Raw genomic sequence first — 25414 nt, forward strand, 5'->3', positions numbered from 1 at the left:
TCACTCGCGGCGCTCGATTGCCGCGCCGGCCCACGACTTCACCTGGGCCGGTGCGCCAATCGGGTGCCGCGAGCGGGGTCGCCGCACCTGTATGCTTGATCGCGGTAACAGACATCCTTTAAAGCCGTCCAGAGAGGCGGGGAAGGAGGTCGGCATGACTGTGCGCACTGTGTTGCAGCAAGCTGACATCACTCGGGCGTTGACTCGGATCTCCCACGAGATCCTGGAGTCCAACCGGGGATCGGCAGGACTCGTCATCCTCGGCATCCCGACTCGCGGAGTGCACCTCGCCAAACGCATCGGCCACGTGCTCGACAGCATCGAACCGGGCAGCGGCGTCGTCGGCGCACTCGATGTGACCCTGTACCGCGACGATCTCGCCAAACAGCCGACCCGGGCGCCCGCGCCGACCGAGATTCCCGCCGGCGGCATCGACGGCAAGACCGTGGTGCTGGTCGACGACGTGCTGTACAGCGGCCGCACCATCCGCGCCGCGCTCGACGCCCTGAACGACCACGGCCGGCCGCGCGCGGTCAGGCTCGCCACCTTGGTCGACCGAGGCCACCGTGAACTGCCGATCCGCGCCGATTTCGTCGGCAAGAACCTGCCCACCTCGGCCAGCGAGCGCATCCGCGTGCACCTGGTCGAAACCGACGGGGTCGATGAGGTGACGATCGAATCATGAGGCACCTGCTCTCCACCAAGGATCTCGCCCGCGACGAGGCCGTTGCGCTGCTCGACGTTGCTGAGGACATGGCGGATGTCGCCACCCGCGAGGTCAAGAAACTTCCCACCCTGCGCGGCAAGACCGTCGTCAACCTGTTCTTCGAGGACTCCACCCGCACCCGCATCTCGTTCGAAGCGGCCGCCAAGCGACTGTCGGCCGACGTGATCAACTTCAGCGCCAAGGGCTCCAGCGTGTCCAAGGGGGAGAGCCTCAAGGACACCGCGCAGACCCTCGCCGCGATGGGCGCCGACGGTGTCGTCATCCGGCACTCGGCCTCCGGCGCCCCGCACACCCTGGCCGCGAGCGGCTGGATCGACGCGGGTATCGTCAACGCCGGCGACGGCACCCACGAACACCCCACGCAGGCGCTGCTTGACGCGTTCACCATGCGCCGCCGCCTGCACGGCGAGGCCGCGCGTGGCAAGGCGCTCGACGGGCTGAAGGTCGCCATCGTCGGCGACATCCTGCACTCCCGGGTCGCCCGCTCCAACCTCTGGTTGCTGACGACGCTCGGCGCCGAGGTCAGCTTCACCGCTCCAGCCAGCCTGGTCCCGGTCGGCACCGGCAGCTGGCCGGTGAGTGTCGGCTACAACCTGGACGACACCATCAACGCCGGCCCCGACGTGGTGATGATGCTCCGCATCCAGGCAGAGCGGATGAATGCCGCTTTCTTCCCTAACGCGCGCGAGTACGCCCGCGAGTGGGGTCTCGACGATGCGCGGCTGGCTCGGCTTCCGGCGTCTACCATAGTGATGCACCCCGGTCCGATGAACAGAGGCCTGGAGATATCCGCCGCTGCTGCCGATTCACCACGCTCGACCGTGCTGGAACAGGTCACCAATGGGGTTGCGGTAAGGATGGCTGTGCTCTACCTCGTGCTCTCGGGTGAACGGGAGGCCCTCGTATGACCCTGCTCATCACCGGCGCCACCCTGCCGAACGGATCGTCCACTGACTTACTCATCGACGGCGGACGGATCAGCGCCACCGGCTCCGGCCTGAGCGCCGCCGGGGCCACCAGGATCGACGCCGCGGGGCTGATCGCCCTGCCCGGCCTCGTCGACCTGCACACTCATCTGCGCGAACCCGGCTTCGAACAAAGCGAGACCGTGCTCACCGGCACGCGCGCCGCGGCCGCCGGCGGGTACACCGCCGTGTTCGCGATGGCGAACACCTCACCGGTCGCCGACACCGCCGGTGTCGTCGAACAGGTGAAGTCGCTCGGCGACGAGCACGGCTACGCCACCGTCCGCCCGATCGGCGCGGTGACGGCCGGACTCAAGGGTGAGCGGCTGGCCGAGATCGGCGCCATGGCGGCATCCCGCGCCCGGGTCACCGTGTTCTCCGATGACGGCAACTGCGTCAGCGACCCGCTGCTCATGCGCCGCGCCCTGGAGTACGTCAAGGGCTTCGGGGGAGTGATCGCCCAGCACGCGCAGGAACCCCGACTCACCGAGAACGCCACCATGAACGAGGGTGCGCTCTCCAGCGAGCTCGGGCTCACCGGCTGGCCTGCGGTCGCCGAAGAGGCGATCATCGCCCGCGACCTGCTGCTCGCCGAGCACGTCGGCGCCCGGTTGCACATCTGCCACCTCTCCACCGCCGGGTCGGTCGAACTGATCCGCTGGTTCAAGAGCCGCGGCGTCTCGGTCACCGCCGAGGTGACCCCGCACCACCTGCTGCTCACCGAAGACCTGATCAGCGGCTATGACCCGCGGTTCAAGGTCAACCCGCCGCTGCGGCGCAACGAAGACGTGCAGGCGCTGCGCGAGGGACTCGCCGACGGCACTATTGACATCGTCGCCACCGACCACGCCCCGCACCCGGCCGAAGCCAAGGAATGCGCCTGGGATGAGGCCGCCAACGGCATGGTCGGTCTGGAATCCGCGCTCTCGGTGGTGCAGACCGCGATGGTCGACAGCGGCTTGATGGGCTGGGCGGATGTCTCCAGGGTGATGTCCTCGGCACCGGCCCGGATCGGCAAGCTGGACGGCTACGATTCGCCGTTCACGGTCGGCAGCCCGGCGAACCTCACCCTGCACGACCCGCAGGCCAGCCGCGTCTTCGACGTGTCCGACCTGCGCGGGAAGAGCACCAACAGCCCGTACCTGGAACGCACCCTGCCCGGACGGGTGGTCAGCACCATCCACAACGGCTACCTGACCGTGCAGGACGGCGAACTGCGCGACGCCGCGGCCGTGGCCGAGGAGATCGGAGGCCAGCGTGGATAAGTTCCTCATCGCCGTGCTGACCATCGGCTTCGTTGTCGTCGTGGTCGGGCTCATGGTGGTCGGCTGGATGTCGCGTCGCCGACGCCAGTCCGGCCTCGGCCGCCCCGCCCAGGCGCCCGCCGATCTCGGCACCACCCTGCTCGAGACCCCGATGCTGTACGTCGGATCGACCTACGCCGCCGACCCGCTGAACCGGGTCACCACCGGTGCGCTCGGCTTCCGGGCGAAGGCGACACTCATCGTCGCCTCCAGCGGCGTCGTGCTCGGCATCCCCGGGCAGCAGGACACCTTCATCCCGCGGGACGCCCTGGTCGGCGTCGGACGCGGTACCTGGACCATCGACCGTGTCGTCGAACAGGACGGCCTGCTGGTGATCAGCTGGCTGCTCGGCGACAGCACCCTCGACAGCTACGCCCGGCTCACCGGGTCGACGCCGATCGACGAGGTAGTCAGCACCATCCAGGGCCTCGTCCCCGGAGCACAAGCAATCGAAGCATCCGAAGAAGCAACAGGAAGCGAGTCAGTGTGACAACGACTCTGAACAACACCCAAGCCGTTTTGGTCCTCGAGGACGGCACGCGGTTCACCGGCCGCTCCTACGGCGCCACCGGCCGCACCCTGGGCGAGGCGGTCTTCGCCACCGGCATGAGCGGCTACCAGGAGACCCTGACCGACCCCAGCTACGCCGGCCAGATCGTCGTGATGACCGCGCCGCACATCGGCAACACCGGCATGAACGACGAGGACCAGGAATCCGCCCGGATCTGGGTGAACGGTTACGTGGTGCGGGAACCTTCCCGCGTGGTGTCCAACTTTCGCGCGCAGCGGTCGCTGACCGATGACCTGATCGCGCAAGGCGTCGTCGGCATCAGCGGCATCGACACCCGAGCGATCACCCGCCGGCTCCGTGACGCCGGCTCGATGCGCGCCGGCATCTTCAGCGGTGATGACTTCGCCCTCAGCGCGGAGGACCAGCTGACCCTGGTCACCGGCGTCGAGCCGATGGCCGGCCAGAACCTGTCGTCGAGGGTCTCCACCAGCGAGACCTACGTGGTGCCTCCGCAGGGGGAGCGGATCGGCAACCTCGCCGTGCTCGACCTCGGCGTCAAGTTCAGCACCCTGCGGAACCTCGCCATCAGCGGGTTCGAGGTGCACGTGATGCCGCAGACCTCGACCATCGAGGACGTCCTCGCGATCGACCCGGTGGCCGTGTTCTATTCCAACGGGCCAGGGGATCCCGCGGCATCCGACCAGCATGTCGAACTGCTGCGCGGCGTGCTGCGCCAGAACCTGCCGTTCTTCGGAATCTGCTTCGGCAACCAGCTGCTCGGCCGGGCGCTCGGCTTTGGCACCTACAAGCTGCCGTTCGGCCACCGCGGCATCAACCAGCCGGTACTCGACAAGGCCACCGGCCGGGTCGAGATCACCAGCCAGAACCACGGTTTCGCCGTCGACGCACCGATCGACGGTGTGCTCGACTCTCCCGCCGGATTCGGACGGGTCGAGGTCAGCCACTTCAGCCTGAACGACCAGGTGGTCGAAGGCCTGCGGGCCCTCGACATCCCCGCGTTCAGCGTCCAGTACCACCCCGAAGCAGCCTCCGGGCCGCGGGACAGCAACTACCTGTTCGACCGGTTCAAAGACCTCGTGCTCGACCACCTCGCAACAAAGGACGCCAAGTAATGCCCAAGCGCGACGACATCCACAGCGTCCTCGTCATCGGATCCGGCCCGATCGTGATCGGCCAGGCCGCCGAGTTCGACTACTCCGGCACGCAGGCCTGCCGGGTGCTGCGCGAGGAGGGCGTGCGCGTCATCCTCGTCAACCCGAACCCGGCGACGATCATGACCGATCCCGACTTCGCCGACGCCACCTATGTCGAGCCGATCACTACCGACGTGCTCGAGACCATCATCGCCAAGGAGAAGCCGGATGCCGTGCTGCCCACCCTCGGTGGACAGACCGCGTTGAACGCCGCGATCGCGCTCGATGAGGCCGGCATCCTCGCCAAGTACGGCGTCGAACTGATCGGCGCCAAGGTGGAGGCGATCCAGAAGGGCGAAGACCGCCAGCTGTTCAAGGACCTCGTGCTGAAGGCAGGAGCGGATGTCGCGCGCAGCCACATCGCGCACACCGTCGACGAGGCCATCGACTTCGCCGAAGACCTCGGTTACCCGCTGGTGATCCGGCCCTCGTTCACGATGGGCGGACTCGGCTCAGGCTTTGCCTACACCCGCGATGACCTGGTGCGGATGGTCACCGACGGCCTGCAGCAGAGCCCGACCACCGAGGTGCTCCTCGAGGAGTCGATCACCGGTTGGAAGGAGTACGAGCTCGAGCTGATGCGCGACACCGCTGACAACACGGTCGTGATCTGCTCGATCGAGAACGTCGACCCGGTCGGCGTGCACACCGGCGACTCGATCACGGTGGCGCCCGCGCTAACCCTCACCGACCGCGAGTACCAGAACCTGCGCGACATCGGCATTGAGATCATCCGCCTGGTCGGCGTCGACACCGGCGGCTGCAACATCCAGTTCGCGGTGCACCCCGACACCGGTCGCGTCATCGTCATCGAGATGAACCCCCGTGTGTCCCGGTCGAGTGCCCTCGCCTCGAAGGCCACCGGCTTCCCGATCGCGAAGATCGCCGCGAAGCTTGCCATCGGCTACCGGCTCGACGAGATCCCGAACGACATCACCAAGGTCACCCCGGCATCGTTCGAGCCCACCCTCGACTACGTGGTCGTCAAGGTTCCCCGGTTCGCGTTCGAGAAGTTCCCGCTCGCCGACCCGACCCTGACCACCACCATGAAGTCGGTCGGCGAGGCGATGGCGATCGGCCGCAACTACACGACCGCGCTGCAGAAGGCGCTGCGCTCGCTCGAGAAACGCGGGTCCAGCTTCCACTGGCAGGGCCAGCCCGGCGACAAGGCGGCACTGCTCGAGAAGGCGAAGACCCCGACCGACGGCCGGATCGTCACCGTGCAGCAGGCCCTCCGCGCCGGCGCCACCATCGACGAGGTGTTCCAGGCCACCAAGATCGACCCTTGGTTCATCGACCAGATCGTGCTGATCAACGAGGTCGCCGACCGGGTGCGCACCGCGGCCGAACTGGACGAGGACCTGCTCGCCGAGGCGAAGGACCACGGCTTCAGCGACGCGCAGATCGGCGAACTCCGCGGCCTCGACGAGGGCGACGCCCGCGCCATCCGCCACAACTTCGGGCTGCGCCCGGTGTTCAAGACCGTCGACACCTGCGCGGGTGAGTTCCCGGCGCTGACCCCGTACCACTACTCCAGTTACGACTTCGAGACCGAGGTCGCCCCGAGTGAGCAGCGCAAGGTGGTCATCCTCGGTTCCGGACCGAACCGCATCGGCCAGGGTGTCGAGTTCGACTACAGCTGCGTGCACGCCTCATTCGCCCTGCACGACGCCGGGTTCGAGACGATCATGATCAACTGCAACCCCGAGACGGTGTCAACCGACTACGACACCAGCGACCGGTTGTACTTCGAACCGCTCACCCTGGAAGACGTGCTCGAGGTCATCCACGCCGAAAGCCGCACCGGTGAACTGGTCGGCGTGATCGTGCAGCTCGGTGGCCAGACCGCGCTCGGCCTGGCCAAGGGGCTGAAGGCGGCGGGCATCCCGATCCTCGGCACCTCGCCCGAGGCGATCGACCTGGCGGAGGAGCGCGGCCTGTTCGCCGGGATCCTCGCCGACGCCGGCCTGCTCGCCCCGCGGAACGGCACGGCAACGGATGTCAAGACGGCGGTAGCCGTCGCCGAGGAGATCGGCTACCCGGTGCTCGTACGCCCGAGCTTCGTGCTCGGCGGGCGTGGCATGGAGATCATCTACGACACCCCGTCGGTGATCGACTACTTCGACCGGGTCGGCGACCAGGCGATCATCGGCCCGTCGCAGCCGCTGCTGGTGGACCGGTTCCTCGACGACGCCATCGAAATCGACGTCGACGCCCTCTACGACGGCACCGAACTGTACGTCGGCGGCATCATGGAACACATCGAAGAAGCCGGCATCCACTCCGGCGACTCCGCCTGCACCCTGCCGCCGGTGACCCTCGGTGCGAGCGTCATCGACCGGGTGCGCGAGGCGACCCTCGGCATCGCCCGAGGGATCGGGGTTGAAGGCCTGCTCAACGTGCAGTTCGCGATCGGCCAGGGCGTGCTCTACGTGCTCGAGGCGAACCCGCGAGCCTCCCGCACGGTGCCGTTCGTGTCAAAGGCGCTCGGCATCCCGCTCGCCAAGGCTGCGTCGCTGATCATGACCGGCTCGAGTATCAGTGACCTGGTCAGCTCGGGCATGCTGCCCGAGATCGACGGTTCGGTGGTGCCCGCCGATTCCCCGGTGGCCGTGAAGGAAGCGGTGCTGCCGTTCAAGCGGTTCCGCACCCGAGAAGGCCGGATCGTCGACTCCGTGCTCGGCCCGGAGATGCGGTCGACCGGTGAGGTGATGGGCATCGACGCGAACTACCCGAAGGCGTTCGCGAAGAGCCAGGAGGCCGCCTACGGCGGGCTGCCCGCCTCGGGAACCGTGTTCGTCTCGGTCTCCGACAACGACAAGCGCGCGGTGACCCTGCCGGTGCTGCGCCTGCAGCAGCTCGGATACAAGATCCTCGCCACCGCGGGCACCGCCGAAGTGCTGCGCCGCAACGGCATCGAGGCGAAGGTCGTGCTCAAGGGGTACGAGGGCAAGGACACCGGCGCATCGACGATCGTCGACCTGATCAGCGCGGGCAAGGTCGACATCGTCATCAACACCCCGTCCGGTCGCAGCGCTCGCGCCGACGGCTACGACATCCGCACCGCAACGGTCGCCGCTGACAAGCCGATCTTCACCACCATCGCCCAGCTCGGCGCTGCCGTGGCGTCGCTCGAGGTCGTCGGTCAGCCGTTCGAGGTGACCAGCCTGCAGGAGTACGCCGAACAGCGTGCGGCAAGGCTGGCCCGTGTCTGAGCAGGCGGCGTCAGGGCACGGTGACCAGGGCTTCGGTGCCCGGTTGCGGTCTGCCTTGACCGCAACCGGTCACCTGTGCGTCGGCATCGACCCGCACCCGCACCTGTTGCGGGACTGGGGGCTCGATGACAGCGCGGCCGGGGTGCGCGAGTTCGGACTCCGCGTCGTCGACGCCACGGCCCAGGCTGCCGGGATCGTCAAGCCGCAGGTGGCGTTCTTCGAGCGCTTCGGTGCCGACGGCTTCCGCGCACTGGAAGAGGTCATCCGGGCCGCGCGGGAGGCCGGTCTGCTGGTGATCGCCGACGCGAAACGCGGCGACGTGGGCTCCACGGTGGAGGCCTACGGCCGCGCCTGGCTCGAGCCGGGTTCGCCGCTCGAGGCGGATGCCCTGACCGTGAGCGCGTTCCAGGGCACCGGATCGTTGTCAGCCGTCCGGGAGCTGGCAAGCGCGAACGGCAAGGGCCTGTTCGTCCTCGCCGCGACCTCGAACCCCGAGTCCTTCCCGCTGCAGCGCGCAAGCACTGCCGATGGCACGACGGTGTCCAGGATCATCGCCACCGAGGTCGCCGAGTGGAACGGCGGTGCGAGCTTCGGCTCGTTCGGCGTGGTGATCGGAGCGACCGTCGACCTGGATGTCTCCGGGCTGAGCCGCGACGCATTAGTCGGCATGCCCATCCTCGCGCCGGGCTTCGGCCATCAGGGGGCTGACATCCGCGACATCCGCGCCATCTACGGCGATGCGGCCGATTCGGTGCTGGTCAGCATGTCGCGCAGTATTCTCAAGGTCGGGCCGACGCGCCTGTCCGAGACGATCCGAAACCAATCCGCGGAAGTGGCCGAATGCCTCGAGTGAACCCACCCGATGTCGACCGGGCCGCAGCCGCCCGCGCTGCCGTCGCTGCCCGCCGGGCCCGCGCCGCCGTGAAGCGCGCGGTCGCCACGCGGGAACGCAGCGCCGTGGACGTGCTCGACACCGCCTGGTCTTCGACCGAACCGACCGCTGAGGCGAGCCTCCGCGTGCGAGACCTGCTCACCAGCATCCCGACGCTCGGCCCCACCCGCACCGCGCGCGTGATGGAGCAGCTGAAGATCGCCCAGTCCAAGCGCGTCGGCGGACTGGGTGCTCGGCAACGCACGCGCCTGCGCGAATGGGTGCAGCAGCGCGAGGGAGGAGCGCCCACACACGGCCGGCTGGTGGTGCTCGCCGGGCCGACCGCGGTCGGCAAGGGCACCGTGTCGAGCTACATCCGCGAGAACTACCCGGACGTGCTGCTCAGCGTCTCCGCGACGACCCGCGCGCCGCGTCCCGGCGAAATCGAGGGCCAGCACTACTACTTCGTCGACCACGCCCAGTTCGATTCGATGATCGAGGCGGGCGAGTTCCTCGAATGGGCGGTCGTGCACAACCAGAACCGGTACGGCACGCCACGCACCCCGATCGACGCGGCCCTCAGCGCCGGCACTAGCGTGCTGCTCGAGATCGACATCCAGGGCGCCCGGCAGGTGCGTGAGGCGATGCCCGAGGCGGTGTTGGTGTTCCTGCTGCCGCCCACCTGGGAAGAACTGGTGCGCAGGCTTATCGGCCGCGGCACCGAGGACGCCGCCGAACAGGCCAGGCGACTGGAGACCGCGAAGGTCGAACTGGCCGCGCAGGATGAGTTCGATTACAAGGTCGTAAACACCGAGGTCGGCCAGGCCGCGGCGGAGGTCGTAGAATTGCTGGCAGTGCCCGGTCCCCGTGACCGAGTCGCACGCCGATCTGACTAGGAGTTTCCGTGGCTGACAAGCTGTCCGGCATTATTGACCCGCCCATCGACGAGTTGCTGTCGAAGGTCGATTCCAAGTACGCACTGGTGATTTTCGCGTCCAAGCGCGCACGCCAGATCAACGACTACTACGCCGACCTGCACGAGGGGTCGCTGTTCGACAACGTCGGCCCGCTCGTGGACTCGACCATCGACGACAAGCCCCTCTCGGTTGCCATGCGCGAGATCAACGAGGACAAACTCGTCGTCAAGCCCATCGCCGAGTAACAGTGCTGTGACCGCAGAGCCGCAACGCCCGCTCAACGTCGTCGTCGGTATCACCGGCGGCATCGCCGCCTACAAGGCGGTCGGCGTAGTGCGGGCGTTCGTGCTTGCCGGACACAACGTGCAGGTGGTCGCCACCGACGCTGCTCTGCGCTTCGTCGGCCGTCCGACCCTGGAGGCGATCAGCCGCAACCCGGTGCACACGAGCGTGTACGACGGGGTCGCCGAAGTGCGCCACGTCGCGATCGGGCAGGCCGCCGACCTCATCGTCGTCGCCCCGGCGACCGCGAACTCACTCGCCAAACTCCGCCTCGGCCTCGCCGACGACCTGCTGGGCAACACCATCCTCGCGAGCACCGCACCTGTGGTGGTCGCCCCGGCGATGCACACCGAGATGTGGCAGAACCCGGCGACGGTCGACAACATCGAAACCTTGCGCTCCCGTGGCATCACCATCGTGGGCCCTGCCTCCGGCCAGTTGACCGGAGCGGATTCCGGACCCGGCCGGATGAGCGAGGTCGACGACATCGTCGCCGCAGCCCTGCGGCAGGTGCAGCCACAGGATTTGTCTGACCTGCGCATCCTGGTCACCGCAGGCGGCACTCGCGAACCGCTCGACCCGGTGCGATACATCGGCAACCGCTCCAGCGGCCGCCAGGGCATCGCGATCGCCGAAGCGGCCGCCGCGCGCGGCGCCACGGTGACCCTGATCGTCGCGAACCTTGAAGTCGACGTTCCCGAGGGCATCGACATCGTCGAGGCGAGTACCGCCGCTGACCTGGAAACGGCGGCGCTTGCGGCCGCGGCATCCGCCGACGTCGTGATCATGGCCGCCGCGGTTGCCGACTACCGGCCCGACACCGTGGCGTCCTCGAAGATCAAGAAGGAGCAGCAGGGCGACACCCTGCAACTCACCCTCGTCAAGAATCCCGACATCCTGCGCGAACTGGTCGACGCTCGCCGCGACGGTCAGCGGATCATCGGGTTCGCCGCCGAGACGGAGACCGACCGGGACGCGCTGCTCGCGCTCGGCCGCGCGAAGATCGAACGCAAGGGGGCGGACCTTCTTGTCGTCAACAGGGTCGGCTGGTCAGAGGGTTTCGGCACCGAGTCCAACGCCGTGGTCATCATTGATTCGGCCGGCGATATAGTGAGCGAGGCCTCTGGCAGCAAGGCGTCTGTGGCTGACCGTATCCTCGATCTGCTCGCCTGACCGCAGCCCGCGCCCCACCGCTACTTTCAACAACGACTGGATCCTGCATGAGTACTCCCTTGCGCCTCTTCACCTCTGAATCGGTTACCGAGGGTCACCCCGACAAGATCTGCGACCAGATTTCCGACAGCATCCTCGACGCGCTGCTCGCGGTCGACCCGAAGAGCCGCGTCGCGGTGGAGACCCTCGTCACCACCGGTCTCGTGCACGTCGCCGGCGAGGTCACCACCGAGGGCTACGTCGACATCCCCGGCATCGTCCGCAAGCGCATCACCGACATCGGCTACACCTCCTCCGATGTCTGGTTCGACGGCCGTTCGTGCGGCGTGTCGGTGTCCATCGGCGGCCAGTCGCCCGACATCGCTCTGGGCGTGGATTCCGCTTACGAAGCCCGCGAAGAGGCCTCCCTCGCCGAGGACGACCGTCAGGGCGCCGGCGACCAGGGCATCATGTTCGGCTACGCGACCACCGAGACCCCGCAGCTCATGCCGATCCCGATCTGGCTGGCGCACCGGATGTCGGAGCGCCTCGCCGAGGTCCGCAAGACCGGTGCGGTGGACTACCTCCGCCCGGACGGTAAGACGCAGGCCACCGTCGGCTACGACGGCGACCGGCCGCGCACGGTGGAGACCGTGGTGCTCAGCACCCAGCACTCCCCGCTGATCTCGACCCCGCAGTTGCGCGCCGAGATCGAGGAGCTCGTCATCCGCCCGGTGCTGGAGACCGTCGATCTGGACTCCGCCGCCGCGCGCATCCTCGTCAACCCGACCGGCCGTTTCGAGATCGGCGGTCCGCAGGGCGACGCCGGCCTCACCGGCCGCAAGATCATCGTCGACACCTACGGCGGCGCCAGCCGGCACGGTGGCGGCGCGTTCAGTGGCAAGGACCCGTCGAAGGTCGACCGTTCCGCCGCCTACGCCATGCGCTGGGTCGCGAAGAACGCGGTCGCCGCCGGCCTTGCTGACCGGCTCGAGGTGCAGGTTGCCTATGCCATCGGCAAGGCCGCCCCGGTCGGCCTGTACGTGGAAAGCTTCGGCACCAATCACGTGAGTGACGAGATCATCATTCAGGCGATCCGGGAGGTGTTCGACCTGCGCCCGGCCGCGATCATCCGTGACCTGGACCTGCTGCGGCCGATCTACGCGCAGACCGCCACCTACGGCCACTTCGGGCGGGAGCTGCCCGATTTCACCTGGGAGAAGCTCGACCGGGTCGACGACCTGCGCACCGCCGCGAAGCTGTAGCAATGCCTGCGGCATCCATCGCCCGGGTGCTGATCGACTCGCCGTTGCCCCAACTCGATCGGCTGTTCGACTACCGCGTCCCGGAGAAGTTCGCCGAGGACGCGAAGCCGGGCGTTCGGGTGAAGGTGCCGCTGCGCAGCGTCGGCCGCATCGCCGACGGATTCATCGTGGAGCTCACCGACTCGGTGGACTACACCGGTCCGCTCAGCGACCTCGACCAGGTCGTCTCCGCGGTGCCGATCCTCGCGCCCGAGGTGTGGGCGGTCGCCAGGAAGGTCGCCGACCGGGCAGCAGGCACCGCGAGCGATGTGGTGCGGGTGGCCGTGCCCACCCGTCAAGTACGGGTGGAGAAGTCGTGGCTTGCCCGCGCCGAGGCCCCCGGGCTTCCGCCGGTGGTGGCCCGCGAGATCACCGGATACGACGCCGGGCTTGCCGAGTTGATCGCGGCCGGCGGCCGGGCCGCGGTGGCGGCGGTGCCGCGGGTGATCCAGACGACCGCCGGTACCTGGGTCGGCCACTGGGCGCTCAGCATGGCCGAGGCCGCTGCGACCTCGATCGCCGCCGGCAAGTCCGCGATCCTCGCGGTGCCCGACTACCGCGATCAACGGCAGCTCGCGGCCGCGCTGGCCGAGGTGCTGCCCGCCGAGCGGATCGTGCACCTCGACGCCCGGCAGTCCAACCCCGACCGCTACCGGGCGCTGCTGCGGTGCCTCGGCGACGAGCCGCTCGCGATCATCGGCAACCGGTCGGTGGTGTACGCGCCAGCCGCCGAGCTTGGCCTGATCGCCCTGTGGGATGACGGCGACCCGCTGTTCGCGGAGCCGCTGGCGCCCTACGTGCATGCCCGCGACGCCGCCCTCGTCCGGCAGGAGCAGCAGGGCAGCGCACTGCTCTGCTTCGGCCACGCCCGCAGCACCGAGGTCGAACGACTGGTCGAGGTCGGCTGGCTGTCCGACATCCACCCGCAGCGGATTAAAAGTCCGCGGGTTGTGCCGACGGCCCAGCAGCGCGCCGACGACCGACTCGCCGCCCAGGCCAGGATCCCGTCGTCCGCCTGGCGGGCCGCTCGAGCGGGCCTCGATGACGGTCCGGTGCTGGTGCAGGTCGCCCGACCCGGGTACGCCCCCCGGGTCGCCTGCGAGTCGTGCAGGCAGACCGCCCGCTGCGGTCGATGCGAGGGGCCGCTGGCCATGCGTCAGGCGGGCACCGCGCCCGCCTGCAGTTGGTGCGGGGCGCTGGCCATCGACTGGAGCTGCACGCACTGCGGCGGTACCCGATTCCGGCTGGTCGGCTCAGGATCCGCGCGCACCGCAGAGGACCTCGGCCGCGCGTTCCCCGGAGTGCGGGTGATCATCGCCGACGGCGACCACCCGGTGCTCGAGGTGGATGAGCGGCCGGCGCTGGTGATCGCCACCCGCGGGGCGGAACCGATCGCCGCCGGAGGCTACCGCGCAATCTTGCTGCTGGATGGCGAACAGATGCTCGCCCGCGAGAGCCTGCGGGTCGGTGAAGACTGCCTGCGCTGGTGGGCCAATGCCGCATCCCTCGCCGCGCCAGGCGCTCCGGCGGTCCTCGTCGGCGTCGGCGGCGCGCTGGCCACCGCGATGGCCACCTGGCGTCTCGCCGATTACACCCGCTCCGAGCTTGCCGATCGGCGCCGGCTGCGGTTCCCGCCAGCCGTGCGCGTTGCGACGGTCACCGGCGCTCCCGACGCGGTCGCGACCGCGGTCGGCGCCCTGGAGGCGACCGGGATCGATGTGCTCGGCCCGGTTGAGCTTCCGGATGGCGTGGTGCGCGGCATCATCCGCTTCGACTACGCCGCCGGGGCGACGGTCGCGTCCACCCTGCGCAGCGAGGTGATCCGGGCCGCCACCAATCGGCGCCGGGCGGCCGCCGGGCGCGGCGGCCGGGGACCGTTGAAACCGCCGTTCCGTGTGCGTTTCGACGACGTCGAACCCTTCGCCGACTGATGGGGAGCGACCATTGGCGCACCGTTCATCAGGGAAACTGGAACAATGACTTCACTCAGGATCGTCTTCGCCGGAAGCCCCAACGCGGCGGTCCCCAGCCTGCAGCGACTGGCTCGCAGCGAGCACGAGATCGCCGCGGTGATCACCCGCGACGACTCTCCGCAGGGTCGCAAACGGGTGCTCACCCCGACCCCCGTCGCCGACGCCGCCGAGGCGCTCGCCTTGCCGGTGATCAAGGCCAACCGGCTGAACGCCGAGGTGACCGCGCAGATTGAGGCGATCGCACCAGACCTTGGCGTCATCGTCGCCTACGGGGGACTGGTCCGCGAACCGCTGCTCAGCCTGCCGCGCCTTGGCTGGGTGAACCTGCACTTCTCGCTGCTGCCGCGCTGGCGCGGCGCCGCCCCGGTGCAACGTGCCATCATCGCTGGCGACGAACTCACCGGCGCCGCCGTGTTCCAACTCGTCGAGGAACTCGACGCCGGCCCGGTGTACGGCACCATGACGCAACCGATCGGCCGGCACCAGACCGCCGGGCACCTGCTCGATTCGCTTGCCGACTCCGGCGCCGAACTGCTCGCCGGGGTGGTCGACGCCCTCGGCGACGGCACGGCGCGCGGTGACGAGCAGGTGGGGGATGTGACGGTGGCCCCGAAACTCGCGCTCGATGATGGACGGCTCGACTTCACCGAGACTGCGGCGGTCGTCTACAACCGGCTGCGGGGGGTCACCCCGGAACCCGGCGCATTCGCCGATGTGGAGGGCACCCGGCTGAAGATCATCGAGGCAGGCATCGCCCACGACGCGATGCCGATCGAACCAGGCTCCCTCGAACTCGTCGGGCGGCGGGTGCTGATCGGCACGGCCGACCGACCACTGGAACTGGTCCGGGTGCATCCAGCCGGCAAGAAACCCATGGACGCCGCCGCCTGGTGGCGAGGACGGCAGGCCACCCGATGAACAATGAACGCAGCTCTGCACGGCGCCGGTCCAATCAGAACCGTGCCGATCAGAACCGTGCCGATCAGGCCCGCACCGATCAGAACCGTACCGATCAGAACCGTGGCCAGAACGCCGGCCGGATCCAGCCGGCCAGGCAGGTTGCCTACGACGTCATCGCCGCGGTGCGATCCTCGGACGCGTACGCCAACCTGCTGCTGCCGGTGCGGATGCAGCGGGCCGCACTCGGTGCGGCCGACGCCGCCCTGGCCACCGAACTCACCTACGGCACTCTCCGCCGCATGGGCTACTACGACGCGGTGATCGAACTCGCCGCCGGGCGGGAAACCGCGAAGATCGACCCACCGATCCTCGACGTGCTCCGGCTCGGAGCGCACCAGCTGCTGTCGATGCGCGTCGCGCAGCACGCCGCGGTCGATGAGTCCGTCTCGCTGGCGCGGCAGGTGGGCTCCCGCTCGGCGACCGGTTTCGTGAACGGCGTGCTGCGCACAATCTCCCGCAGCACCCCGGATGAGTGGCTCGAGCGGGCGACCGCCGAAACCTCCTCCGAGGATGACCGGCTCGCCACCGTGCACTCGCACCCGACCTGGGTGGTGCGCGCGCTGCGGCAGGCGCTGCGCGCCGAGAACCACGGCGACGAGCTCGAGGAACTGCTCGACGCCGACAACACCCCGCCGCGGGTGAGCATCACCGCGCTGCCGGGCTTGAGCACAGTGGCCGACCTCGCCGGCACCACGCCGGCGCCGTACTCGCCGCTCGGCGCCGTGATCGGCTCCGGCGACCCCGCCGGGTTGCCCGCCGTCGCGGCCGGCCGCGCGCGCGTGCAGGACGAAGGATCGCAGTTGGCCGCCCTCGCCCTCAGCCGCGCCCGCCCGGTGGAGCCGGGGGAGCGCTGGCTCGATTTGTGTGCCGGCCCGGGCGGCAAGGCGGCACTGCTCGCCGCTGAGGCGAAGGCCTCCGGTGCCCAGCTCACCGCCAACGAGATCGTGCCGGCGCGGGCGCAGCTGGTGCGGAACGCCCTCGCCGTGTTCGACCCGCCGATCGAGGTCTGGGAACAGGACGGCACCTCGATCGGCGTAGACCAGCCGGACAGCTTCGACCGGATCCTGCTTGACGCGCCCTGCACCGGCCTCGGCGCGCTGCGCCGCCGTCCCGAGGCGCGGTGGCGCAAGCAGCCGAAGGATGTCGCCGACCTGGGTCGCCTGCAGTCGGCCCTGCTGGCATCCGCAGTGGCCGCCCTGAAACCCGGCGGCATCCTCGCCTACGTGACCTGTTCGCCGCACCTCGGCGAGACCAGGTTCATCGTCGACGACGCGATCAAGCGCTCCGGTGGCAGCCTCGAAAAGCTCGATACCGCCGCCGCGCTCGCACCGGTGACCCTGCACCCGCTTGAGACCCCGGACGGCTCGCATGTGCAACTCTGGCCGCACCGGCACGGCACCGATGCGATGTTCATACAGCTGCTTACTAAACTTGGCTAGTGCCTGTACGTATCAATCCCAGCATCCTCGCCGCCGATTTCGTCAACCTCGAGCGTGACCTGAACAGTATTCAGACCGCCGACCTGGTTCATGTCGACGTGATGGACAACCATTTCGTGCCGAATCTCACGTTCGGTCCGCAGATGGTCGGCAGGATCCAGGATGTCTCGCCGGTGCCACTCGACGTGCATCTGATGATCAGTGACGCCGACCGTTGGGCGCCCGGTTACGCCGAGCTCGGCGCCTACTCGGTGACCTTCCATGCCGAGGCCGCCGAGAACCCGGTCGCCCTCGCCCGTCGGCTGCGCGAGATCGGCGCCAGGGCAGGCATCGCGGTCAAGCCGGGAACCGCGATCGAGCCGTACCTGGAGCTGCTGCCTGAGTTCGACCAGGTGCTCGTGATGACCGTTGAACCCGGATTCGGCGGCCAGTCCTTCATGCCCGCGGTGATGCCCAAGCTCGGTCTGCTTCGCGACGCGGCGGCCAGGCAGGGTTTGGATGTCTGGCTGCAGGTCGATGGCGGCATCAGCGCCGACACCATCGGCATCGCCGCCGAAGCGGGCGCGAACACCTTCGTCGCCGGGTCCAGCGTGTACAACGGCAACGGCGACCCGACCGAGAACATCGCCGCCCTGCGTGCGGCCGCCGAACAGCACAGCCACTGAACATCCCGCTGGTCGAGCCTGCCGAGACCCGACAGGCTCGATCCGCGGCTTCTGATTGGATAGACACCATGACTGACAAGACCAAGCCTGAGATCGACTTCATCGAGGGCCCCGCGCCCGAACAGCTCGTCATCACCGACCTCGAGGTCGGCGACGGCGCCGAGGCAACCCCCGGCGCGACCGTTGACGTGCACTACGTCGGCGTCGATTTCGAAACCGGCGAGGAGTTCGACTCCAGCTGGAACCGCGGCCAGTCGATCAGCTTCCCGCTGCAGGGCCTGATCAAGGGCTGGCAGGACGGCATCCCGGGGATGAAGGTCGGCGGCCGCCGCCAGCTGGTCTGCCCTCCGGCGCTCGCTTACGGCCCGGCAGGCGGCGGACACCGCCTCTCCGGACGCACGCTCGTCTTCATCATCGACCTGCTGGGCGTGAAGTAACCATTAGCCTTGACAGCGTGAAGACGTTCGACTCCCTCTTCGAGGAGCTCACCGCCAAGGCCACCGCACGACCGGCCGGCTCCGGCACGGTGCAGCAGCTCGACGCGGGAGTGCACGCCATCGGCAAGAAGATCGTCGAAGAAGCCGCGGAAGTGTGGATGGCGGCCGAGTACCAGAGCGATGCCGAGACGGCTGAGGAGATCTCCCAGCTGCTCTACCACTTGCAGGTGCTCATGCTCGCGAAGGGCCTGACGCTCGAAGACGTCTACCGACATCTCTGAGCCCGCCGATCCCTTCCCACTCTTCGACCCCGCCTCACGGCGAGAAATGACATGACATGTTGCGCATAGCGGTGCCCAATAAGGGCTCCCTGTCCGACACCGCGGTTCAGATGCTGGCCGAGGCCGGCTACGCCACCCGCCGCGACACCCGCGAGCTGACCGTCTCCGACCCCCGCAACGGGGCGGAGTTCTTCTACCTGCGTCCCCGCGACATTGCCACGTACGTCGGTTCCGGCGCGTTGGATGTCGGCATCACCGGCCGGGACCTGCTGCTGGATTCGGGTTCGGATGCCGAGGAGCTCGCGCCCCTCAATTTCGGCGACTCCACCTTCCGGTTCGCAGGGCCCGCAGGCGAATTCACCGAACTGTCCGAACTGCAGGACAAGCGGGTCGCGACCAGCTACGTCGGCCTGGTCGGCGCCTTCCTTGAACGCCACGGCGTGACCGCGCACCTGATCAAGCTCGACGGCGCGGTGGAATCCGCGGTCCGACTCGGCGTCGCTGACGCCGTCGCGGACGTCGTGTCGACCGGCACCACGCTGCGCGCGCAGGGCCTGGAGATCTTCGGCCCGGTCATCCTCGAGTCCACCGCGGTGCTGATCACCGCGAAGCGCGAGCTGAACGGACTCGAGACGCTCAGCCGACGGCTGCATGGCGTGCTCGTCGCCCGGCAGTACGTGCTGATGGACTATGACCTGCCGGCGACCCTGATCGACGAGGCCGTCGCCATCACGCCCGGTCTGGAATCCCCGACCGTGTCGCCGCTGCGCGACACCGGCTGGGTCGCCGTCAGGGCCATGGTGCCCCGCACCGACACCAACCTGGTCATGGACGCCCTGTACACGCTGGGCGCCCGCGCCATCATCGTCAGCTCCATCCACGCCGCGAGGCTCTGACATGTCGGTCGCAGTCCGGGTCATCCCGTGCCTCGACGTCGCCGATGGCCGGGTCGTGAAGGGCGTCAACTTCCTGAACCTGCGTGACGCGGGCGACCCGATCGAACTGGCCCGCAAGTACTACGAGCAGGGTGCCGACGAGATCACCTTCCTCGATGTCACCGCCACCGTCGACAACCGGGCAACCACCTACGACGTGGTCCGCGCGACCGCCGAGCAGGTGTTCATCCCGCTCACCGTCGGCGGGGGAGTGCGCAGCACCGACGACGTCGCCCGGCTGCTGGCCAGCGGCGCCGACAAGGTGGGCGTGAACAGCGCCGCGATCGCGCGTCCCGATCTGCTCGGCGAGATCGCCGACCGGTTCGGCGCGCAGGTGCTGGTGCTGTCGCTGGATGTCAAGCGCTCCGAGCGCACCGCATCCGGCTTCGTGGTGACCACCCACGGCGGCCGACGGGAGACCGACCTCGACGCGCTCGACTGGGCCCGCGAGGCGATCGAACGCGGCGCTGGCGAACTGCTGGTCAACTCGATCGACGCGGACGGCACCAAACAGGGCTTCGACCTCGAACTGATCGGCGCCATGCGCGAGCTGAGCAGTGTGCCGGTGATCGCCTCGGGCGGCGCCGGGGCAGTCGAGCACTTCGCGCCGGCCATCACCGCCGGCGCCGACGCGGTGCTCGCGGCATCCGTGTTCCACAACGCCGAACTGACCGTCGGCGACGTCAAGGCGGCGTTGAACGCCGCGGGAGTAGCCACCAGATGACTGACGAACTGACCGCCGAGACCGCCCAGGCCGTCATTGACAGCGCCCGCTTCGCTGAGGACGGGCTGATGCCCGCGATCATCCAGCAGGAGGGCACCAAGGACGTGCTGATGCTCGGCTACATGGATGCCGAGGCGCTGAAGCGCACCCTGACCTCCGGTCGCGTCACCTTCTGGAGCCGCTCCCGGCAGGAATACTGGCGCAAGGGCGACACCTCCGGGCACGTCCAGTACGTGCGCGGGGCTGCGCTCGACTGCGACTCCGACACGCTGCTGGTCACCGTCGAGCAGATCGGTGCCGCCTGCCACACCGGCGCACACGCCTGCTTCGACGTGCACCCGCTGAACCCGGTGCTGGGACAGGCCGAATGACGGCCACCACGACCCGCGCCGACTTCAGCGCGCGCCTCGGCTCCGGACACCGGGTGGTGCCGGTGATCCGCGAGATCTTCGCGCCCGAAGAGACCCCGGTCGGCATCTACCGCAAGCTCGCGAACGGTCGGCCCGGCAGTTTCCTGCTCGAATCCGCCGAGCAGGGCGGCATCTGGTCGCGGTACAGCTTCGTCGGCACCTCCAGCTTCGGGGTGCTCACCCAGCAGGATGACGCGGCCACCTGGCTCGACTACGGGTTGTCTGCCGAGCTCGCGTTCGGGACGAACCCGCCGGCCGGCCCGCTCGAGGCGATCTCGCACCTCTACGAACGCTGGGCGACGCCGCACGTCGACGGTCACCCCCCGCTCACCGGCGGCCTCGTCGGCTTCATCGGCTGGGACGCGGTCCGCCAGTTGGAGAAGCTGCCGGACGCTCCGCCCAACGACTTCACGGTGCCCGGGCAGGGCCTCAGCTTCGTCAGCGAACTGGTGGTGCTCGACCACAAGACCGGTTCGGTGCTGCTGATCGCCACGGCCCTTGCGCCTGATCTTGTCGGGACAGGCGACGAGGACGCCGCCTGGACGGACGCGCAACACCGCCTCGACGGCCTGCAACGCGGCCTCGCCCAGCCGGCCGAGGCGTGGCTCGCCGACATCGACTTCGGGGTCGAGCCCGAGCCGACTCCGCGGGTCAGCGCTGAGGACTTCCAGGCATCCGTCGTGCGCTCCAAGGAATTCATCCGCGACGGCGACGTCTTCCAGGTCGTCATCTCCGAGCGGTTCGACCACGTCGCCACCGCGCCGCCGCTGGACGTGTACCGGGTATTGCGCGCCCTGAACCCGAGCCCGTACATGTATCTGCTCACCCTGGATGACGCCGCCGGGCACCCGTACGCCATCGTCGGCTCCTCGCCGGAGGCGCTGGTCAAGGTCCAGGAGGGTCGGGCGTTCTCGCACCCGATCGCCGGCTCCCGGCCGCGTGGCGCCACGCCGGAGCAGGATGCCGCCCTCGCCGACGAACTCGCCGAGGACGCCAAGGAGCAGGCCGAGCACCTGATGCTCGTCGACCTGGCCCGCAACGACCTGCTCAAGGTCTGCCAGGCCGGCACGGTCGAGGTGACCGAGTTCATGCAGGTCGAGCGATTCAGCCACATCATGCACCTGGTCTCCTCGGTCGCGGGCAACCTGCGGCCGGATGTCAACGCGATCGACGCGTTCCGGGCGACCTTCCCGGCCGGAACCCTGTCCGGAGCACCCAAGCCCCGCGCGCTGGAGATCATCGACGAGCTCGAGGTCGCCGGACGCGGCGTGTACGGGGGAGTGGTCGGCTACTTCGACTTCGCCGGGGACGCCGATCTGGCGATCGCAATCCGCACCACGCTGATCGCCGACGGGGTGGCCAGGGTGCAGGCCGGCGCCGGCCTGGTCGCCGATTCCGACCCGGCGACCGAGCACCAGGAAGCCAAGAACAAGGCGGCCGCACCGCTGCGCGCGGTCGCAGTGGCCAACGCCATGCACCGGCTGGAGCAAGCGTGAGCGCACCCTCCGGGCGTCGACTGAAGAGCCTCGCGATCCTCGCCGGACTCGTCATCAGCGCGGTGCTGCTGCTCACCTGGACCCAGGTCTGGGTGATGATCCAATTGACCGACGGCAGCCAGCTGGAAGCCGCCGGTGAGGTGGCCTCTCCGGCGATCGCCGCGCTGGGGCTGGCCGGTCTCGCCGCCGCCGCAGCGCTGTCGCTTGCCGGTCCGGTGTTCCGTCGCATCCTCGGCGTGCTGCAGATCGCCGTGTCAGGCACCGCGCTGATCGCAACGATTGCCACCGTCAGCGACCCGATCACCGCGTCCGCGGCCGTCGTCACCGACGCGACCGGCGTCAGCGGAGCCGAGTCGGTCGCCTCCCTGGTGTCCGCAGCGACGCTGACGGCGTGGCCGTTCGTCGCGCTGGTCGCCGCGGTCCTCGGCGCCCTGCTCGGCGTGTTCATCATCGTCACCGCATCGCGCTGGCCCGGATCCGGCCGCAAGTACCAGTCCGTGCGCCTGCAGAACGCCGACGAGAATTCCGCCGTTGACGATTGGGACGCGCTGAGCGACGGTCAGGACCCGACCGACCGCTAGACTTGATGGCGGCTTGTCATCCGAGCATCAAGGAGAATTGTGTCCCTCGACAACGACCCCGGTCACGGCAACTCACCCGCTGCCTGGACCGCCGTGACGATCATGCTCATCGCTTTCGTCATCGGCACCATCGCCTTCTTCATGGAGATCAGCTGGCTCGTCTGGGCTTCCGGCGCGCTGGTCATCGTCGGCCTCATCACCGGCTGGGCACTGTCCAAGGCCGGCTATGGCGTCAACGGCCCCAAGTACAGCGCGAAGGTGCACTGACCTACGTGCTTTCTGATCTAGTAGCAGGGTCCGTCGCCGACGCCAACGAGCGCCGCTCCACTCGTCCTCTCGCCGATGTCGAGGCGGCCGCGCTCGCGCGTCCCGCCGCGCTCGATGTGCTTGCTGCATTGGCCCCGGCCGAGCGGGTGAAGATCATCGCCGAGGTGAAGCGTGCCTCCCCGTCGCGCGGCCCGCTCGCCGACATCCCCGATCCCGCCGCCCTCGCCGTGTCCTACGAGACCGGCGGCGCCAGTGCGATCAGCGTGCTCACCGAAAGCCGCAAGTTCGGCGGCTCGCTCGCCGACCTGGAAGCCGTCCGTGAGGCCGTGTCGATCCCGGTGCTGCGCAAGGACTTCATCGCCGACCCGTACCAGGTGTTCGAGGCTCGCGCCGCGGGCGCCGACCTGGTGCTGCTGATCGTGGCGGCGCTGGACGATGCCACTCTCCGCTCGCTGTACGGGCTGATCAGCGAACTCGGCATGACCGCGCTGGTCGAGACCCACGACGCTGACGAGCTCGAGCGGGCGCTGGACCTGGGCGCCGCCGTCGTCGGCGTCAACGCCCGCAACCTGAGCACATTCGAGCTGGACCAGGACCTGTTCGGCCGGCTCGCCGACCGGATTCCGTCCGGCGTGATCCGCGTGGCCGAATCCGCCGTGATGTCCGCCGCGGATGTCGCGCACTACCGCGCCGCGGGTGCTGACGTCGTCCTGGTCGGAGAAGCGCTCGTCACCGGCGGCGACCCGGTCACCCGACTCGGCGAATTCCTGGCCGTCTGATGGCACTGCAAGACATCGACGGCCCGTTCTTCGGCGAGTACGGCGGACGGTTCATGCCCGAATCGCTGATCGCCGCCATCGACGAACTCGCCGAAGCGTACGAGATCGCCAAGCACGACCTCGAGTTCCAGGCGGAACTGGCCGAGCTGCACAAGAACTACACCGGCCGGCCGTCGATCATCACCGAGGTTCCCCGGTTCGCCGAACATGCCGGCGGAGCGCGGATCATCCTCAAGCGTGAGGATCTGAACCACACCGGTTCGCACAAGATCAACAACGTGCTGGGCCAGGCGCTGCTCACCAAGCGGATCGGCAAGACCCGGGTCATCGCCGAGACCGGGGCCGGCCAGCACGGCGTGGCCACCGCCACCGCCGCTGCGCTGTTCGGACTGGACTGCACCATCTACATGGGCGAGGTCGACACCCAGCGCCAGGCGTTGAACGTCGCCCGGATGCGCCTGCTCGGTGCCGAGGTCATCTCGGTCACCACCGGCTCCCGCACCCTCAAGGACGCCATCAACGAGGCGTACCGCGAGTGGGTCACCTCGGTGGAGACCACCAACTACATCTTCGGCACCGCCGCGGGGCCGCACCCGTTCCCCACTATGGTGCGCGACTTCCAGAAGATCATCGGCGAAGAGGCACGCGAGCAGGTGCTCGCCCTCACCGGCCGGCTGCCCGACGCGGTTGCCGCGTGCGTTGGCGGCGGATCCAACGCCATCGGCATCTTCCACGCCTTCCTCGACGACCCCGACGTCGCGCTGTACGGCTTCGAGGCCGCCGGTGACGGCGTCGACACCGAGAAGCACGCCGCGTCCATCGAGCGTGGCCGCCCCGGCATCCTGCACGGCGCCCGCAGCTACCTGCTTCAGGACGAGGACGGCCAGACCATCGAGTCGCACTCGATCTCGGCCGGACTGGACTACCCGGGCGTAGGCCCCGAGCATGCCTGGCTGGCCGACATCGGCCGTGCTCAGTACCTGCCCGCGACCGACACCGAGGCGATGGACGCGCTGCAGCTGCTGAGCCGCACCGAGGGCATCATCCCGGCGATCGAGTCCGCGCACGCCCTCGCCGGCGCCCTCAAGCTGGGACGTGAGCTCGGACCCGACGCCGTCATCCTGGTCAACCTCAGCGGGCGCGGCGATAAGGACGTCGCGACCGCCGGCCGCTGGTTCGGTCTCATGGACGAAGGAGCCCGGCAGGAATGAGCACCACCGTAACCTCCGTCGCAGACGTCATTGCGAAGCGGAACCGGGAAGGAAACGGCGCGTTCGTCGGGTACCTTCCGGTCGGATTCCCCGACCTTCAGACCAGCATCGACGCCGCAGTGGCCCTCGCCGAGAACGGCGCCGACGTGCTCGAGCTCGGGGTTCCGTACTCCGACCCGGTGATGGACGGCCTCGTCATCCAGCAGGCTACCCAGACCGCTCTCGAACGTGGCTTCCGGTTGCGTGATGTGTTCACCGCGGTTGAGGCGATCCGAAACCGGGTCGACGTGCCGGTGCTGGTGATGACCTACTGGAACCCGGTGCTGCAGTACGGGGTCGACAAGTTCGCCGACCAGCTGGCCTCGGCCGGCGGTTCCGGGTTGATCACCCCCGACATCACCCCCGACTCGGCGGCCGACTGGATTGCGACCAGCGAGCGCACCGGCCTTGACCGGGTGTTCCTGGCCGCTCCGACCTCGACCGACACCCGACTGCGGGAGACCGTCGCCGCCACCCGCGGGTTCGTCTACGCCGTCTCGACCATGGGCATCACCGGGCTGCGTACCGACCTCGACGCCGCTGCGCGCACCCTGGTCGGCCGGTTGAAGGATGCCGGATCCACCACGACCTGCGTCGGAATCGGCATCTCCAACGCCGACCAGGTCACCCAGGTGCTCGAGTATGCCGACGGTGCCATCGTGGGAACCGCCCTGGTCAAGGCACTCGCAACCGACGGTGTAGCCGGCCTGGCGAGCGTGACTCGCACCCTGACCGCCGGCAAGTAGTCTTACTCC

The 25414-nt window shown here is 68.9% G+C and carries 26 protein-coding genes; all 26 read left to right on the plus strand.

The features are described 5' to 3' along the window. Nucleotides 1-154 precede the first annotated feature (154 nt). The 26 genes from pyrR (at nucleotide 155) to trpA (ending at nucleotide 25405) form a co-directional block, all read left to right on the plus strand. On the plus strand, nucleotides 155-685 hold the full coding sequence (gene pyrR / locus GO591_RS06580) for a bifunctional pyr operon transcriptional regulator/uracil phosphoribosyltransferase PyrR (RefSeq protein WP_157156086.1): 531 nt from the start codon (nucleotides 155-157) through the stop codon (nucleotides 683-685). Then, nucleotides 682-1635, plus strand: a complete 954-nt coding sequence (locus GO591_RS06585; protein WP_157156087.1) for an aspartate carbamoyltransferase catalytic subunit — start codon at nucleotides 682-684, stop codon at nucleotides 1633-1635. The genes pyrR and GO591_RS06585 overlap by 4 nt, the downstream gene beginning before the upstream one ends. Continuing rightward, complete coding sequence (locus GO591_RS06590) at nucleotides 1632-2957, plus strand: dihydroorotase (protein WP_157156088.1); 1326 nt, start codon at nucleotides 1632-1634, stop codon at nucleotides 2955-2957. Before GO591_RS06585 ends, GO591_RS06590 begins: the two co-directional genes overlap by 4 nt. Then, nucleotides 2950-3486 carry a PH-like domain-containing protein gene (locus GO591_RS06595; protein WP_157156089.1) on the plus strand — a complete coding sequence of 179 codons (537 nt, stop codon included), beginning with the start codon at nucleotides 2950-2952 and terminating at the stop codon, nucleotides 3484-3486. Before GO591_RS06590 ends, GO591_RS06595 begins: the two co-directional genes overlap by 8 nt. Continuing rightward, on the plus strand, nucleotides 3483-4640 hold the full coding sequence (gene carA, locus GO591_RS06600) for a glutamine-hydrolyzing carbamoyl-phosphate synthase small subunit (protein WP_198295577.1): 1158 nt from the start codon (nucleotides 3483-3485) through the stop codon (nucleotides 4638-4640). The genes GO591_RS06595 and carA overlap by 4 nt, the downstream gene beginning before the upstream one ends. Further along, entirely contained in the window at nucleotides 4640-7936 is a 3297-nt protein-coding gene (carB, locus tag GO591_RS06605) for a carbamoyl-phosphate synthase large subunit (RefSeq protein WP_157156090.1), read from the plus strand. The genes carA and carB overlap by 1 nt, the downstream gene beginning before the upstream one ends. Further along, nucleotides 7929-8789 (plus strand): orotidine-5'-phosphate decarboxylase, encoded by an 861-nt coding sequence (gene pyrF, locus GO591_RS06610; RefSeq protein WP_198295578.1) that lies wholly within the window; start codon nucleotides 7929-7931, stop codon nucleotides 8787-8789. Before carB ends, pyrF begins: the two co-directional genes overlap by 8 nt. Then, nucleotides 8777-9703, plus strand: a complete 927-nt coding sequence (gene gmk / locus GO591_RS06615; RefSeq protein WP_157156091.1) for a guanylate kinase — start codon at nucleotides 8777-8779, stop codon at nucleotides 9701-9703. Before pyrF ends, gmk begins: the two co-directional genes overlap by 13 nt. Before the next feature lie 8 nt (nucleotides 9704-9711). Continuing rightward, nucleotides 9712-9969 (plus strand): DNA-directed RNA polymerase subunit omega, encoded by a 258-nt coding sequence (gene rpoZ, locus GO591_RS06620; protein ID WP_157156092.1) that lies wholly within the window; start codon nucleotides 9712-9714, stop codon nucleotides 9967-9969. A 7-nt stretch (nucleotides 9970-9976) separates the two neighbouring features. Continuing rightward, nucleotides 9977-11179 carry a bifunctional phosphopantothenoylcysteine decarboxylase/phosphopantothenate--cysteine ligase CoaBC gene (coaBC, locus tag GO591_RS06625; RefSeq protein ID WP_157156093.1) on the plus strand — a complete coding sequence of 401 codons (1203 nt, stop codon included), beginning with the start codon at nucleotides 9977-9979 and terminating at the stop codon, nucleotides 11177-11179. Nucleotides 11180-11226: 47 nt separating this feature from the next. Further along, nucleotides 11227-12423: a methionine adenosyltransferase gene (metK, locus tag GO591_RS06630; protein WP_157156094.1), complete on the plus strand. Its 1197-nt coding sequence runs from the start codon at nucleotides 11227-11229 to the stop codon at nucleotides 12421-12423. A gap of 2 nt (nucleotides 12424-12425) precedes the next feature. After that, a complete protein-coding gene (locus GO591_RS06635; RefSeq protein WP_157156095.1) occupies nucleotides 12426-14393 on the plus strand; it encodes a primosomal protein N' family DNA-binding protein in 1968 nt (655 codons plus the stop codon). 45 nt (nucleotides 14394-14438) lie between these two features. Continuing rightward, complete coding sequence (fmt, locus tag GO591_RS06640) at nucleotides 14439-15353, plus strand: methionyl-tRNA formyltransferase (RefSeq protein WP_157156096.1); 915 nt, start codon at nucleotides 14439-14441, stop codon at nucleotides 15351-15353. Further along, nucleotides 15350-16834, plus strand: a complete 1485-nt coding sequence (locus GO591_RS06645; protein ID WP_157156097.1) for an RsmB/NOP family class I SAM-dependent RNA methyltransferase — start codon at nucleotides 15350-15352, stop codon at nucleotides 16832-16834. The genes fmt and GO591_RS06645 overlap by 4 nt, the downstream gene beginning before the upstream one ends. Continuing rightward, entirely contained in the window at nucleotides 16834-17499 is a 666-nt protein-coding gene (gene rpe, locus GO591_RS06650) for a ribulose-phosphate 3-epimerase (RefSeq protein WP_157156098.1), read from the plus strand. The genes GO591_RS06645 and rpe overlap by 1 nt, the downstream gene beginning before the upstream one ends. A 68-nt stretch (nucleotides 17500-17567) precedes the next feature. Further along, nucleotides 17568-17936 carry an FKBP-type peptidyl-prolyl cis-trans isomerase gene (locus GO591_RS06655; protein WP_157156099.1) on the plus strand — a complete coding sequence of 123 codons (369 nt, stop codon included), beginning with the start codon at nucleotides 17568-17570 and terminating at the stop codon, nucleotides 17934-17936. Between the two features lie 17 nt (nucleotides 17937-17953). Then, nucleotides 17954-18217 carry a phosphoribosyl-ATP diphosphatase gene (locus GO591_RS06660; RefSeq protein WP_157156100.1) on the plus strand — a complete coding sequence of 88 codons (264 nt, stop codon included), beginning with the start codon at nucleotides 17954-17956 and terminating at the stop codon, nucleotides 18215-18217. Nucleotides 18218-18273: 56 nt separating this feature from the next. Then, nucleotides 18274-19113 carry an ATP phosphoribosyltransferase gene (hisG, locus tag GO591_RS06665; protein WP_157156101.1) on the plus strand — a complete coding sequence of 280 codons (840 nt, stop codon included), beginning with the start codon at nucleotides 18274-18276 and terminating at the stop codon, nucleotides 19111-19113. Between the two features lies 1 nt (nucleotide 19114). Beyond that, a complete protein-coding gene (hisF, locus tag GO591_RS06670; RefSeq protein WP_157156102.1) occupies nucleotides 19115-19876 on the plus strand; it encodes an imidazole glycerol phosphate synthase subunit HisF in 762 nt (253 codons plus the stop codon). Next, complete coding sequence (hisI, locus tag GO591_RS06675) at nucleotides 19873-20247, plus strand: phosphoribosyl-AMP cyclohydrolase (protein ID WP_157156103.1); 375 nt, start codon at nucleotides 19873-19875, stop codon at nucleotides 20245-20247. The genes hisF and hisI overlap by 4 nt, the downstream gene beginning before the upstream one ends. Beyond that, nucleotides 20244-21782 (plus strand): anthranilate synthase component I, encoded by a 1539-nt coding sequence (locus tag GO591_RS06680; protein WP_157156104.1) that lies wholly within the window; start codon nucleotides 20244-20246, stop codon nucleotides 21780-21782. Before hisI ends, GO591_RS06680 begins: the two co-directional genes overlap by 4 nt. Next, nucleotides 21779-22363: a Trp biosynthesis-associated membrane protein gene (locus tag GO591_RS06685; protein ID WP_157156105.1), complete on the plus strand. Its 585-nt coding sequence runs from the start codon at nucleotides 21779-21781 to the stop codon at nucleotides 22361-22363. Before GO591_RS06680 ends, GO591_RS06685 begins: the two co-directional genes overlap by 4 nt. A gap of 36 nt (nucleotides 22364-22399) precedes the next feature. Continuing rightward, nucleotides 22400-22630 carry a DUF6704 family protein gene (locus GO591_RS06690; protein WP_370455347.1) on the plus strand — a complete coding sequence of 77 codons (231 nt, stop codon included), beginning with the start codon at nucleotides 22400-22402 and terminating at the stop codon, nucleotides 22628-22630. Between the two features lie 5 nt (nucleotides 22631-22635). Beyond that, nucleotides 22636-23409 carry an indole-3-glycerol phosphate synthase TrpC gene (trpC, locus tag GO591_RS06695; RefSeq protein WP_157156107.1) on the plus strand — a complete coding sequence of 258 codons (774 nt, stop codon included), beginning with the start codon at nucleotides 22636-22638 and terminating at the stop codon, nucleotides 23407-23409. Further along, the gene (trpB, locus tag GO591_RS06700) at nucleotides 23409-24620 is read left to right on the plus strand and encodes a tryptophan synthase subunit beta (RefSeq protein WP_157156108.1); all 1212 of its coding nucleotides are present in this window, start codon (nucleotides 23409-23411) and stop codon (nucleotides 24618-24620) included. The genes trpC and trpB overlap by 1 nt, the downstream gene beginning before the upstream one ends. Then, the gene (gene trpA, locus GO591_RS06705) at nucleotides 24617-25405 is read left to right on the plus strand and encodes a tryptophan synthase subunit alpha (protein ID WP_157156109.1); all 789 of its coding nucleotides are present in this window, start codon (nucleotides 24617-24619) and stop codon (nucleotides 25403-25405) included. Before trpB ends, trpA begins: the two co-directional genes overlap by 4 nt. The last annotated feature ends 9 nt before the right edge of the window (nucleotides 25406-25414 follow it).

Origin of the sequence: Diaminobutyricimonas sp. LJ205 (assembly GCF_009755725.1) — a bacterium.
In the GTDB taxonomy this organism is placed as follows: domain Bacteria; phylum Actinomycetota; class Actinomycetes; order Actinomycetales; family Microbacteriaceae; genus Ruicaihuangia.

Bases quoted from the DNA above. Each gene is read 5' to 3' on its own strand.
- pyrR (WP_157156086.1), top strand. From the start codon at position 155: ATGACTGTGCGCACTGTGTTGCAGCAAGCTGACATCACTCGGGCGTTG.
- GO591_RS06585 (WP_157156087.1), top strand. From the start codon at position 682: ATGAGGCACCTGCTCTCCACCAAGGATCTCGCCCGCGACGAGGCCGTT.
- GO591_RS06590 (WP_157156088.1), top strand. From the start codon at position 1,632: ATGACCCTGCTCATCACCGGCGCCACCCTGCCGAACGGATCGTCCACT.
- carB (WP_157156090.1), top strand. From the start codon at position 4,640: ATGCCCAAGCGCGACGACATCCACAGCGTCCTCGTCATCGGATCCGGC.
- gmk (WP_157156091.1), top strand. From the start codon at position 8,777: ATGCCTCGAGTGAACCCACCCGATGTCGACCGGGCCGCAGCCGCCCGC.
- metK (WP_157156094.1), top strand. From the start codon at position 11,227: ATGAGTACTCCCTTGCGCCTCTTCACCTCTGAATCGGTTACCGAGGGT.
- GO591_RS06635 (WP_157156095.1), top strand. From the start codon at position 12,426: ATGCCTGCGGCATCCATCGCCCGGGTGCTGATCGACTCGCCGTTGCCC.
- fmt (WP_157156096.1), top strand. From the start codon at position 14,439: ATGACTTCACTCAGGATCGTCTTCGCCGGAAGCCCCAACGCGGCGGTC.
- GO591_RS06645 (WP_157156097.1), top strand. From the start codon at position 15,350: ATGAACAATGAACGCAGCTCTGCACGGCGCCGGTCCAATCAGAACCGT.
- GO591_RS06655 (WP_157156099.1), top strand. From the start codon at position 17,568: ATGACTGACAAGACCAAGCCTGAGATCGACTTCATCGAGGGCCCCGCG.
- hisG (WP_157156101.1), top strand. From the start codon at position 18,274: ATGTTGCGCATAGCGGTGCCCAATAAGGGCTCCCTGTCCGACACCGCG.
- hisF (WP_157156102.1), top strand. From the start codon at position 19,115: ATGTCGGTCGCAGTCCGGGTCATCCCGTGCCTCGACGTCGCCGATGGC.
- hisI (WP_157156103.1), top strand. From the start codon at position 19,873: ATGACTGACGAACTGACCGCCGAGACCGCCCAGGCCGTCATTGACAGC.
- GO591_RS06680 (WP_157156104.1), top strand. From the start codon at position 20,244: ATGACGGCCACCACGACCCGCGCCGACTTCAGCGCGCGCCTCGGCTCC.
- trpB (WP_157156108.1), top strand. From the start codon at position 23,409: ATGGCACTGCAAGACATCGACGGCCCGTTCTTCGGCGAGTACGGCGGA.
- trpA (WP_157156109.1), top strand. From the start codon at position 24,617: ATGAGCACCACCGTAACCTCCGTCGCAGACGTCATTGCGAAGCGGAAC.